Below are 12269 nucleotides of genomic sequence, written 5' to 3'. Positions count from 1 at the left end.
TTCCGCAAAGTGGACAACTTGCCGCGGGCAGGCGATTTTCCGCCTTATTCGACGCCCAGCACGTCGGGGGTGCGCCAGGCAAGGTGCTGGCCGCCGTCCACGCAGATCAGCTGTCCGGTGACCGAGGGCGCGTCCATCAGGTAGCCCAGGGCGGCGCAGACATCCTCGGGCCCGGCGCCGCGTTGCAGGATGGTCGCGGCGCGCTGGTTGGCGAAATGCCGGTCGGATTGGCGGGTGCCCTGCATGGTCGGGCCGGGGCCGATGGCATTGACGCGGATCTCGGGCGCCAGGGCCTGGGCCGAGGTCCGCGTCAGCCACCACAGCCCGGCCTTGGCCAGCGAATAGGTCATGAACTCGGGCGTGGGCTTCAGCACGCGCTGGTCGATCATGTTGACCACCAGCGCCCGCGCCACCGGCTCGGCCCCGCTGCGGTCGGCCCTGGGGGCCTGCCGCGCGAAGGCCTGCGTCAGCACGAAGGGCGCGCGCAGGTTCGAGCCCATGTGCCGGTCCCAGCTGTCGCGCGTCGCCGTGGCGATGTTGTCGTATTCGAAGATCGAGGCATTGTTCACCAGCAGCGCCAGCGGCCCCAGCGCGGCATGGGCGCGGTCCACCAGCGCCTCGCTCTGGTCCAGGTCCAGCAGGTCCGCGCCGAAGACCTCGGCCCGCACGCCCAGGGCGCGGGCCTCGGCGGCGGTGGCCTCGGCCTCGGCGGCCGAGCTTTGGTAATGGATCGCCACGTCCAGCCCGCGCCGGGCCAGATACAGGGTGATGGCCCGCCCCAGCCGGCGGGCGCCTCCGGTCACCAGCGCGGTCATTTCCGCCCGATCCCCAGCAGCCGCGCGATCACGCGGCGCACCCCCGGACCGGCGGCCAGCGCCAGCGCGATGATGATGAGCAGGCACAGGATGACGGTCTTGATCATCCGCGCCCCGCCCCGAAGCGCGCGAAGGCGGCGCGTTCCTCGATTCCGTCGATCAGGTCATCGGCGGAAAGGCCGAAGCGGCGCAACAGGGGCACGCGCTGGCCATAGGTCAGGAAGCGCACCTCCTTGCCGTAAAGCTCGCGCATCTTGGGCACCAGGTGGGCGATGCCGTCCGCCAGCCCCAGTTCGACCGCCTCGCGGCCGGTCCAGATCTCGCCGGTGAACAGGTCGCTGTCCTGCGGCAGGCGGTTGCCGCGCCGGGCCAGCACCTGCTGCTTGAAGGCGTCGTGGATCGGGCCCAGCAGGCGGTTCAGCCGGGCGACATCTTCGGGCGTCTCGGGGCGGAAGGGGTCCAGCATCGACTTCGAGCGGCCGGCGGTATGCACGCGCCGCTCGATGCCGTGGCGCTGGATCAGCTCGGCAAAGCCGAAGCCCGAGGAGATCACCCCGATCGAGCCCAGCACCGAACTGTCGTCGGCCCAGATGTAATCCGCCGCCGTCGCCAGCCAGTAGCCGCCCGAGGCGGCCACGTCCTCGACGAAGGCATGGACCGGAATCTCGCGTTCCTCGGCAAGGCGGCGTATGCGGGCACCGATCAGGCTGGACTGCACCGGCGAGCCGCCGGGCGAGTTCAGGGCCAGCGCCACGGCGACGGGCTTGCGCCGCTTGAAGGCGCGCTCCAGCAGCGGCGCCAGGGCGGCGTCGGACAGGCCGGGGCCGCCGCGGCCGGCAACCCCGATGGCGCCTTGCAGGCGCAGGACGGCAACGGTGGCCGGGCGGTTCAGGAACGGTATTCTCATGGGTTTCCAGATAGGGGGCTGCGGGGCTGCGGGCAAGCGGTCAGCGCTGCGCTTTCAGAAAGGCAAGGACTTCGGCTCGGTCGGGCATGGCGTCGCCCGCGCCCTTGCGGGTGACTTGCAGCGCGGCGGCTGCGGCGGCGTGGCGCAGGGCATCGGGCGGGGTCTCGCCCCGCGCCAGCCCGGCGGCGAACCAGCCGGTAAAGCAATCCCCGGCGCCGGTCGTGTCCACCGCCTGCACCGCGAAGGCCGGCTGGTGCCAGGCCTGGCCGCTGCGCAGGTCGCGGAACTCGGCCCCTTCGGCGCCGCGGGTGATCAGCAGGCCCTCGACCGGCAGGTCTTCGCCAAGGGCGGCGAAGGTGTCGCGGGCCTCGATCTCGTTCACCGCCAGGATCGAGACATGCGGCAGCACCTCGCGCAGCGCGGCGATGCTGAACGGGGCGGCGGAATAGATCACCCGCGCCCCGGCCCGGCGGGCGTGCAGGGCGGCTTCGGCCTGCAGGTTGGTTTCGTTCTGCATCAGCAGGATGTCGTCCCGGCCCAGTCCGGCGGGGCGGGCCAGCTCGGCCGGCAGGGCCAGGTTGGCGCCGCCATGCAGCACGATCGAGTTCTCGCCCGCCGCATCGACCAGGATGATGGCATGGCCGGTGGCGAGGCCTGGCAGCCGCGCGATGGCCGAGGTCTGCACCCCCGCTGCGGCAAGCCGCCGCGGCACCCAGTCGTCGCCCGCGCCCATGGCGCCCAGGTGGATGACGTCGGCGCCGGCGCGGGCGGCGGCGACGGACTGGTTCGCCCCCTTGCCGCCCAGCCCCTGGGCATAGGATTGCGCGTGCAGCGTCTCGCCCGGACGGGGCAGGGCGGGCAGGCGATAGACATGGTCGATGTTGATCGAGCCGAGATTATAGATCGTCATGTCCCGCCCCTCGCCGGTGTCGCGCCGGCCCATCTGAACGGCGCGCAGGCGGCTTGTCCATATCGGCCGGGACGAAAGCGCGTCCGCGCCATGAAAAACGCGCCCCGAGGGGCGCGTTTCAGGATCAGGAGCGGGCGATCATTCCGGCTTGCGCGGATGCTTGATCGGCTGCCACAGCTTCTTGTTGGTCAGGTAGAGCAGGGCCGACAGCACGATCAGGAAGATCACCGAGACGAAGCCGACCTGCTTGCGATCCATCATCTTCGGCTCGGCGGTCCACATCAGGAAGGCGGCCACGTCGCTGGCCATCTGATCGACCGTCGCCGGGGTTCCGTCCTCATAGGTGACCTGGTCGTCGCTGAGCGGCGGCGCCATCTGGATCCAGTTCCCCGAGAAGGCGGCGTTGTGGTAAAGCACCGTCCCCGCCTCTTCCTTTTCCTCGCCGTCATAGCCGGTCAGGACCGCGTGGATGTATTCCGGGCCGCCGATGCCGTTGAACAGCTGCGACAGGCCGGTGCCATAGGGGCCGTGGAAGCCGGCGCGCGCCTTGGCCATCAGCGACAGGTCCGGGCCCATGCCGTCGCCGGTCACGGTCGGGAAATGGTCGGTGGGAACGCGCGGGCGATCCTCGCCGGTCTCGGCATCGGTGATGTCGAAATTCGCGGCATAGGCGCGGACCTGGTCCTCGGGCAGTTGCGGGCCGCCTTCGTCGGCCAGCGTCCGCAGCGGCACATAGCGCAGGCCGTGGCAGGCCGAGCAGACCTCGGTATAGACCTGCAAGCCGCGTTGCAGCTGGTGCTGGTCGAAGGTGCCGAAGGGCCCTTCGAAGCTGAACGAGATGTCCTCGATATGCGCGACGGCATGGCTGTCGGCGGCCTCCTCGGCGTGTTCGGCCGGGGCTTCCTCGACAGCTTCCTCCTCGACAACCTCCTCTTCGGCCGGGGCCTCCTCGGCGGGGGGTTCCTCCGCGGCCGCTTCCGGTTCCTCGGCCGCAGGCTCTTCGGCAGGGGCTTCTTCCGCGGCCGCTTCCGGTTCCCCAGCAGCAGGCTCGGCCTCGGCGGCTTCGCCTTCAGCCGGAGCTTCCTCGGCTGCCGGTTCCTCGGCAGGGGCCTCTTCGACCGCCTCGGCAGGCTCTTCCGCAGCCGGCTCCTCGGCTGCCTCGGCCGGGGCTTCCTCGGCGGTTGCCGCCGGTTCCTCGGCAGCAGGCTCGGCCTCGGCGGCCGGTTCCTCGGCTGCCGCCGGAGCTTCCTGCGCCGCAGGCTCCTCGGCGGCGGGTTCTTCCGCGGGTGCTTCCTCTGCGGCTTCTTCCGTGGCTTCGGCTTCAGGCGCGGCGGTTTCGGCCGCCGGTGCCGGCTCGGCCGCCGGGGCGGCCGTGTCGTTGGTCTGGTAGCTCGAGCCCGCGGGGGCCGTCGTGCCCGGCGCGGTGCTTGCGTCCTGCGCCACGGCGCCGCCTGCCAGGGCAACCGTCAGGGCCGCAACAGCCGTGAGCGATGCGTTTCTCAGGGTCATTGTTGCCTCTCCTTACTCGGCAGGATGGGTTTCGGGCCCGTAATGGGCGTTGAAGTCTTCCTCGATGGTCTGCGGCATGGGATCGGGCTTCTCGATAATGCCCAGCAGCGGCAGGATGATGAGGAAATAGGCGAACCAATAGGCCGCCCCGGCCAGCGCGATATAGGGATAGATCCCCTCGGCCGGCATGGCGCCCACCCAGGTCAGGACCACGAAATCCACCGCCAGCAGCCAGAACCACCACTTGAACAGCGGCCGATACTGGCCCGAGCGCACGCGCGAGGTGTCAAGCCAGGGCACCAGCGCCATGACCAGGATGGCGCCGAACATCGCGATCACGCCGAAGAACTTGGCGTCGATGATGCCGAAGGACAGCCATTCGACCAGCATCACCAGCCAGACGTCGGCGGTGAAGGCGCGCAGGATGGCGTAGAAGGGCAGGAAATACCATTCCGGCACGATATGCGCCGGCGTCACCAGCGGGTTCGCCTCGGTGTAGTTGTCGGGGTGGCCCAGGTAGTTCGGCATGAAGCCGACGATCGCGAAGAACACCACCAGGATCACGGCCAGCGCGAACAGATCCTTGATCACGAAATAGGGCCAGAAGGGCAGGGTGTCCTTCTTCGCCTCTTCCTTCGAGGTGCGGCGGACCTCGACGCCGGTCGGGTTGTTGTTGCCGGTGGTGTGGAAGGCCCAGATATGCACCACCACCAGCGCCGCGATGACGAAGGGCAGCAGGTAATGCAGCGAGAAGAAGCGGTTGAGCGTCGGGTTGTCCACCGCCGGGCCGCCCAGCAGCCAGGTCTGGATCGCTTCGCCGATGCCGGGGATCGCGCCGAAGAGGCCGGTGATCACCGTGGCGCCCCAGAAGGACATCTGGCCCCAGGGCAGCACGTAGCCCATGAAGGCGGTGCCCATCATCATCAGATAGATCAGCATGCCGACGATCCAGGTCACTTCGCGCGGCGCCTTGTAGGAGCCGTAGTAGAGGCCGCGGAAGATGTGGATATAGACGGCGAGGAAGAACAGCGAGGCGCCGTTCGCATGCAGGTAGCGCAGCATGTAGCCGCCGTTCACGTCGCGCATGATATGCTCGACCGAGGCGAAGGCCAGGTCGACATGCGGCGTGTAATGCATCACCAGCACGATGCCTGTGGCGATTTGCAGCACCAGGCAGAAGGCCAGCACGATGCCCCAGATCCACCACCAGTTGAGGTTCTTGGGGGTGGGGATCATCAGCGTGTCGTATACCAGGCTGACGACGGGCAGGCGGCGATGCAGCCAGCGCTCGAAACCCGTCTTGGGCTCGTAATGGTCGTGGGGAATACCGGCCATGTGCGCCTCCTCAGCCCAGTTTGATGGTGGTTTCGTCAAGGAATTCGGCAACGGGGATCCACATGTTCTCGGGCGCGGGGCCCTTGCGGATACGTCCGGCCTGGTCGTAATGCGAGCCGTGGCACGGGCAGAACCAGCCGCCGAAATCGCCGGCGCCGTCGCCGATCGGCACGCAGCCCAGATGGGTGCAGACGCCGATCATCACCAGCCATTCGCCGGCCTCGTCCAGCGTGCGGTTTTCGTCGGTGGCGGGCGCGTCGGGCTTGTTGGGGTTCTGGGCGCTCTGGTCGATCAGCTGGTTCAGCTGGACCGCGCGGCCGCCCTCGATCTCTTCCTCGGTGCGGCGGCGGATGAACACGGGCTTGCCGAGCCATTTCACCGTCAGCTGGGTGCCGGTCTCGACGCCGCTGACATCGACCTGGATCGAGGCGAGCGCCTGGACATCGGCCGAGGGGTTCATCTGGTTGACAAGGGTCCAGGCGGCGGCTCCGGCTGCGACGGTGCCGGCACCGGCCGTCGCGTAGTAGAGGAAGTCCCTCCGGGTGGCGCCGTGGTCGCCTGCGTGTTCGTCTGCGTGGGACACGGTTCTGATCTCCATTTATGCCCCGTAATCGGGGCGATACGACGGAACGGGTCGTGTTTATCGCACAGCCCTCGCCGGGCGGTTCTAGCGATCAAATCCGCGTCAGTCCAGCGGCCCCGGTGCGAGCCAGCGCCGCAAATCGACGCAGGTGTGGGATTTTGGTTGCGCGGGAAGCGCCGGCTTTTCGGCTGTTTGCGCTAAAGCAGTCCTTCGCTGCGAAAGCTCAGCTCGCGCGAGCGTCCGATGATCAGGTGATCGTGGACGGCGATTCCCATCACCTCGGCCGCGGCGGCGATGCGGGCGGTCATGCTGATGTCGGCCTGCGACGGCGTCGGGTCGCCCGAGGGGTGGTTGTGGACCAGGATCAGCGCGCTGGCGGTCAGTTCCAGCGCCCGGCGCATGATCTCGCGCGGATAGACCGGGACGTGATCGACGGTGCCGCGGGCCTGTTCCTCATCCGCGATCAGCACGTTCTTGCGGTCGAGGTAAAGCACGCGGAACTGTTCGATCTCGCGATGCGCCATGGCGGTGTGGCAATAGTCCAGAAGCGCGTCCCAGCTGGTCAGCACCGGGCGGTGCATGACGCGCGAGCGCGCCAGCCGCTGCGCCGCGGCCTCGACGATCTTCAGCTCCTGCACCACGGCGGGGCCTGCGCCCGCAACCTCGGCCAGCCGGGTGGGCGGGGCCGAAAGCACGCGGTTGAAATCGCCGAAATGGTCCAGCAGCCGGCGCGCCAGCGGCTTCACGTCCTGGCGCGGAATGGCGCGGAACAGCACCAGCTCCAGCAACTCGTAATCGGGCATCGCGGCCGCGCCGCCCTGCATGAAACGGTCGCGCAGCCGGGCGCGGTGATCGGCGATATAGCTGGGCGGGCGGTTGCCGCGCGCCGGGAGGGCAGTCCCGGCGAGCGGCGCTTCGTCCCCCGCGGATCCTGGCACGGGGGCGAAAAGCGGAAGCGGAGCTTCGTGAAAGGCGCGATTCGGTTCCATGCCGCCAGACTGGCATGGAAAGATGAACAGGCGGTTAACGCCGGATCACCCTTTCATCTCGTCCCAGAAACCCTTGATCTTCTGGAAAAATCCATGGGTCTGCGGGTTGTTGTCCGCGTGGATCGCCTCGAACTCGCGCAAAAGCTCCTTCTGGCGCGCGGTCAGGTTCACCGGGGTTTCGACCGCCAGCTCGATCAGCATGTCGCCGGGCTCGCCGTTCAGCCCCGGCCCGTGGCGCAGGGGCGGCATGCCCTTGCCACGCAGCCGCAGCTGCTTGCCCGATTGCGTCCCGGCCGGAACCTTGACGCGCGAGCGGCCGCCGTCGATGGTCGGCACCTCGATCTCGCCGCCCAAGGCGGCGGTGGCCATGCTGACCGGAACCTGGCAGGCCAGCATGCGGCCGTCGCGCATGAAGATCGGGTGTTCCTTGACCTCGATGAAGATATAGAGATCGCCCGCCGGACCGCCGCGCATGCCGGCATCGCCCTCGCCGGCCAGGCGGATGCGGGTGCCGGTCTCGACCCCGGCGGGGATGTTCACCGAAAGCGTGCGCTCTTTCTGGACGCGGCCGGCGCCGCGGCATTCCTGGCAGGGATTCTTGACGATCTGGCCCTGGCCGTTGCAGGTCGGACAGGTGCGCTCGACGGTGAAGAAACCCTGCGTCGCCCGGACCTTGCCCATCCCCGAGCAGGTGGGGCAGGTGGCGGGTTCGACCGCGCCCTCGGCGCCGGTGCCGTTGCAGGCGCCGCAGGCGACCGAGCCGGGCACGGTGATGGTCTTTTGCACGCCGTTGAAGGCTTCCTCCAGCGAGACGCGCAGATTGTAGCGCAGATCCTGGCCGCGGCTGGCGCGCGAGCGCCCCCCGCCCCCGGCCCGGCGGCCCATCATGTCGCCGAACAGATCCTCGAACACGTCGGCAAAGGCCGAGCCGAAATCGCCCTGGCCGTTGCCGCGGCCGAAGCCGCCGCCGCCATTCTCGAAGGCGGCATGGCCGAAACGGTCGTAGGCGGCCTTCTTCTGGTCGTCCTTAAGGCAATCGTAAGCCTCGTTCACTTCCTTGAACGCGGCCTCGGACAGCTTGCAATCCTTGTTGCGGTCGGGGTGCAGCTGCTTTGCCTTGGAGCGGTAGGCCTTCTTGATCTCGTCGGCCGAGGCGCCCCGAGGAACGCCCAGCACCTCGTAATAATCACGTTTCGCCATGTTCATCGCGTCCGGGGTCTTTCAAGAAATGACCGGCCCGTGCGGGTCTGCATCGGGCCGGCCGGGTGGCTCACATCGCGCTTACTTGCGCTTGTCTTCGCCGAGATCCTCGAAGTCGGCATCGACGATCTCGTCATCCACGTCGCGCGGGCCGGCGTCGCGCTCGGTCTCGCCGGCGCCCGCCTCGGCCTGGCTGGCCTTGTAGATGGCCTCGCCCAGCTTCATCGAGGCGTCCATCAGGTTCTGGATGCCGCCCTTGATCTTGCCGGCATCCTCGGACTTGAGGGCCTCTTCCAGCGCGCCCACGGCCAACTCGATCGCCTCGACGGTCGAGCCGTCCACCTTGTCGCCATGCTCTTCCAGCGACTTCCTGGTGGTGTGGATCAGGCTTTCGGCCTGGTTCTTGGCCTCGACCAGCTCCTTGCGCTGCTTGTCGGCCTCGGCATTGGCCTCGGCGTCCTTGACCATGCGGTCGATCTCGTCATCCGACAGGCCGCCCGAGGCCTGGATGGTGATCTTCTGCTCCTTGCCGGTGCCCTTGTCCTTGGCCGAAACCGAGACGATGCCGTTGGCGTCGATGTCGAAGGTCACTTCGATCTGCGGCATGCCGCGCGGCGCCGGCGGGATGTTTTCCAGGTTGAACTGGCCCAGCAGCTTGTTGTCCGCGGCCATCTCGCGCTCGCCCTGGAAGACCCGGATGGTCACGGCGTTCTGGTTGTCCTCGGCGGTCGAGAAGATCTGCGACTTCTTGGTCGGGATGGTGGTGTTGCGGTCGATCAGCCGGGTGAACACGCCGCCCAGCGTCTCGATGCCCAGCGACAGCGGCGTCACGTCCAGCAGAACCACGTCCTTGACGTCGCCCTGCAGCACGCCGGCCTGGATGGCCGCACCCAGCGCCACCACCTCGTCGGGGTTCACGCCCTTGTGCGGTTCCTTGCCGAAGAAGGCGGTCACTTCCTCGACCACCTTGGGCATGCGGGTCATGCCGCCGACCAGCACGATCTCGTCGATGTCGCCCTTGGACATGCCGGCGTCCTTCAGCGCGTCCTGGACCGGCTTCATCGTGCGCTTGATCAGGTCGCCGACCAGGCTTTCCAGCTTGGCGCGGGTCAGCTTCATGACCATGTGCAGCGGCGTGCCCGAATCCTTGTCCATCGAGATGAACGGCTGGTTGATCTCGGTCTGGCTGGAGCTGGACAGCTCGATCTTGGCCTTCTCGGCGGCTTCCTTCAGGCGCTGGAGCGCCATCTTGTCCTTGGTCAGGTCGACGCCATGTTCCTTTTTGAACTCCTCGGCGAGGTAGTTCACGATGCGCATGTCGAAGTCCTCGCCACCCAGGAAGGTGTCGCCGTTGGTGGATTTCACCTCGAACAGGCCGTCGTCGATTTCCAGGATGGTGATGTCGAAGGTGCCGCCGCCGAGGTCATAGACCGCGATGGTCTTGCTGTCCTTCTTGTCGAGGCCGTAGGCCAGCGCGGCCGCGGTCGGCTCGTTGATGATGCGCAGCACTTCGAGGCCAGCGATCTTGCCGGCGTCCTTGGTCGCCTGGCGCTGGGCGTCGTTGAAATAGGCGGGCACGGTGATGACGGCCTGGGTGACGGTCTCGCCCAGGTAGGATTCGGCGGTTTCCTTCATCTTTTGCAGGATGAAGGCGGAAATCTGGCTGGGCGAATACTTGTCGCCGCGCACCTCGACCCAGGCGTCGCCATTGCCGCCGTCCACGATGGCATAGGGGACCAGCTTCTTGTCCTTCTCGACTTCCGCGTCGGTGGTGCGGCGGCCGATCAGGCGCTTGACGGCAAAGACCGTGTTCGACGGGTTGGTGACGGCCTGGCGCTTGGCGGGCTGGCCGACCAGACGCTCGCTGTCGGTGAAGGCGACGATCGAGGGCGTGGTGCGCGCGCCTTCCGAATTCTCGATGACCTTGGGTTGGCTGCCATCCATGATGGCGACGCAGCTGTTGGTGGTTCCGAGGTCGATGCCGATGACTTTGGACATGCAATAACCTTTCTTGCGGCGATATTCTGGGCCTTGGGTCCACAAGCGGCCCCCGAAGCCCGATCCCTGGGTTGACCGAAGGGCGCCTGGTTCAGGAACCCTTCGAACTTCATGGGCCTATATAGGAAGGGGTCTGGCGGGCTGCAAGCAGACCCGAGGGCAGAAAACATGCGCCCCGCGCCCGTGTCGCAAGCGCTCCTGCGGCGGCGGGCGCGACCCGGCGGGCGGGGGCGCAGGAGAGGGGGCGGGGGCCGCCGTCACCGGCCGGCCGCCCAGCTGATCGAGACCGCCTTGCGGGTCGCGTATTCCGCCATCAGCCCGATCATCAGCAGCGTCAGCGTGGCATAGAGCGGATAGTCCAGCGACGAGTTGCGCGGCGAATAGTTGATGAAGGCGAAGCCGCGTGTCTGGTCGATCAGGTGGAACAGCGGGTTCCAGGAAAACATCTGCAGCATCGCGCTGGGCATCAGGTTCGCCACGAACATCTTGCCGGAAAACACCATGTTGATGCGCTGGTAGAACTGCGTCAGCACCTGCGCCGCCTGCGGCCACCAGGGCCGCAGGGCCAGGAAGATCAGCCCGATGCAGCAGCCCGAGAACCAGGCCAGCACCAGCATGGCATAGCAGGCCAGCGGGTTGTCGATCTGGATCGGCTGGATCATGTAGTGATAGCCGCTCAGCACCACGACGGCCGAGAAGGTCTGCTTGTAGAGCGAGGCGAGCGCCGCGGCCGAGATCATCACCGCGGTGTTCATCGGCCCGTGCTTCATCATCTGGTTGTTGGGGTTGCCGGCCATGGCCACCGCGCCCATGGCCTGCGAATGGGCCATGAACATGAAGATCCCGGACATGATATAGACGATGTAGTCGCCCCGGATCGGCGCGTGGCGCATGCCCATGATGGCGAAAAGCAGATAGAAGCCCAGGATCATGCTGATGGCCTGCACCACCGTCATGATCAGCCCGACCACGGCGTTGCGCTGGCCCTTGCGCAGGTTGTTGACCGTCACGTGATAGATCAGCGACAGCGTGGTGAAAGCGGCCTCGACCATGTTGCGGCTGCGGTGCTGGGTGAACATGGTCGGGATGGCTCTGGCTGCGGTTTCGGTTATGGCTTTCGCGGGGTGCTTGCCCTGCGCGGTCCGCCGCATCATAAGGAAGCCGACAGCCGTGTTCAATCGGCGCCGCATCCCCGATGCTTCGGGACGGAAAGGAAAAACCATGCAATTCGATCGAATGATTGCCGAAATGCGACGTCTTGCCCTGCGGGCCGGCGACGAGATCATGAAGATCTATGGCGCCGAGGATTTCGATGTGCGCGCCAAATCCGACGCCTCGCCCGTGACCGAGGCCGACGAGGCCGCCGACGCGCTGATCTCGGCCGGGCTGCGCGCGGCCTTCCCCGACATCGCGCTGGTGACCGAGGAACAGGCGGCGACCCATGGCCAGAGCCTTTCGACCTTCCTGATCGTCGATCCGCTGGACGGCACCAAGGAATTCGTGCAGCGTCGCGGCGATTTCACCGTCAACATCGCCTATGTGGAAAACGGCGTGCCGCGGCTGGGCGTGGTCTATGCCCCGGCCAAGAGACGGCTGTTCTATACCACCGCGCAGGGCGGCTCGGTCGAGGAAAAGGGCCCCTTCGGCGAAGAACCGGGCGAGCTGACGCCCATCGGCGTCAACTCGACGCCCGACAACCGGGCGCTGATGGTCGTCGCCTCGAAATCGCATCGCGACGCGGCGACGGACGACTATATCGCCCGCTACGGGGTGCGCGACATGACCTCGGCCGGCAGCTCGCTGAAGTTCTGCCTGGTGGCGACGGGCGAGGCCGATCTTTACCCGCGCCTGGGCCGGACGATGGAATGGGACACCGCCGCGGGCGACGCGGTGCTGCGCGGCGCGGGCGGCGAGGTGGTGCGATTCGATGACCACGCGCCGCTGACCTATGGCAAGCCGGGGTTCGAGAACCCGTTCTTCATCGCCTTCGCCCCCGGCGTGCTGCTGGTCAAGGACTGACGCC

Annotated in this window: 10 protein-coding genes and 1 pseudogene; 1 reads left to right on the top strand and 10 read right to left on the bottom strand. The window is 67.4% G+C overall.

All coding sequences use genetic code 11. The features are described from left to right. Nucleotides 1-44 precede the first annotated feature (44 nt). The 10 genes and pseudogenes from E3U26_RS05945 to E3U26_RS05900 form a co-directional block, all read right to left on the bottom strand. Nucleotides 45-815 carry an SDR family oxidoreductase gene (locus tag E3U26_RS05945; RefSeq protein ID WP_036759049.1) on the bottom strand — a complete coding sequence of 257 codons (771 nt, stop codon included), beginning with the start codon at nt 813-815 and terminating at the stop codon, nt 45-47. A 103-nt stretch (nt 816-918) separates the two neighbouring features. Further along, a complete protein-coding gene (locus E3U26_RS05940) occupies nt 919-1722 on the bottom strand; it encodes a S49 family peptidase (protein WP_036759051.1) in 804 nt (267 codons plus the stop codon). A 40-nt stretch (nt 1723-1762) separates the two neighbouring features. Then, nucleotides 1763-2632 carry a ribokinase gene (locus E3U26_RS05935; protein ID WP_214272322.1) on the bottom strand — a complete coding sequence of 290 codons (870 nt, stop codon included), beginning with the start codon at nt 2630-2632 and terminating at the stop codon, nt 1763-1765. Nucleotides 2633-2770: 138 nt separating this feature from the next. Then, nucleotides 2771-3484, bottom strand: a pseudogene (locus tag E3U26_RS05930) (cytochrome c1); the annotation flags it as partial. Nucleotides 3485-4153: 669 nt separating this feature from the next. Next, complete coding sequence (gene petB, locus E3U26_RS05925; RefSeq protein ID WP_114535821.1) at nt 4154-5476, bottom strand: cytochrome b; 1323 nt, start codon at nt 5474-5476, stop codon at nt 4154-4156. Nucleotides 5477-5486: 10 nt separating this feature from the next. Then, the gene (gene petA / locus E3U26_RS05920) at nt 5487-6059 is read right to left on the bottom strand and encodes a ubiquinol-cytochrome c reductase iron-sulfur subunit (protein ID WP_208021296.1); all 573 of its coding nucleotides are present in this window, start codon (nt 6057-6059) and stop codon (nt 5487-5489) included. Nucleotides 6060-6256: 197 nt separating this feature from the next. Then, entirely contained in the window at nt 6257-7048 is a 792-nt protein-coding gene (gene radC / locus E3U26_RS05915) for a JAB domain-containing protein (protein ID WP_499105724.1), read from the bottom strand. 45 nt (nt 7049-7093) lie between these two features. Continuing rightward, nucleotides 7094-8248 (bottom strand): molecular chaperone DnaJ, encoded by a 1155-nt coding sequence (dnaJ, locus tag E3U26_RS05910; protein WP_036759083.1) that lies wholly within the window; start codon nt 8246-8248, stop codon nt 7094-7096. Between the two features lie 81 nt (nt 8249-8329). Next, nucleotides 8330-10246 carry a molecular chaperone DnaK gene (gene dnaK / locus E3U26_RS05905; protein ID WP_036759063.1) on the bottom strand — a complete coding sequence of 639 codons (1917 nt, stop codon included), beginning with the start codon at nt 10244-10246 and terminating at the stop codon, nt 8330-8332. Nucleotides 10247-10503: 257 nt separating this feature from the next. Further along, nucleotides 10504-11325, bottom strand: a complete 822-nt coding sequence (locus E3U26_RS05900) for an ABC transporter permease (protein ID WP_036752462.1) — start codon at nt 11323-11325, stop codon at nt 10504-10506. A gap of 142 nt (nt 11326-11467) precedes the next feature. Between E3U26_RS05900 and cysQ the strand changes: the two genes are divergently transcribed. Beyond that, nucleotides 11468-12265 (top strand): 3'(2'),5'-bisphosphate nucleotidase CysQ, encoded by a 798-nt coding sequence (gene cysQ, locus E3U26_RS05895; protein ID WP_036752393.1) that lies wholly within the window; start codon nt 11468-11470, stop codon nt 12263-12265. Nucleotides 12266-12269: the final 4 nt, after the last annotated feature.

This window comes from Paracoccus ferrooxidans (assembly GCF_029909815.1).
Taxonomy (GTDB): Bacteria; Pseudomonadota; Alphaproteobacteria; order Rhodobacterales; family Rhodobacteraceae; genus Paracoccus; species Paracoccus versutus.
This window is presented reverse-complemented; position numbering and strand designations above follow the sequence as displayed.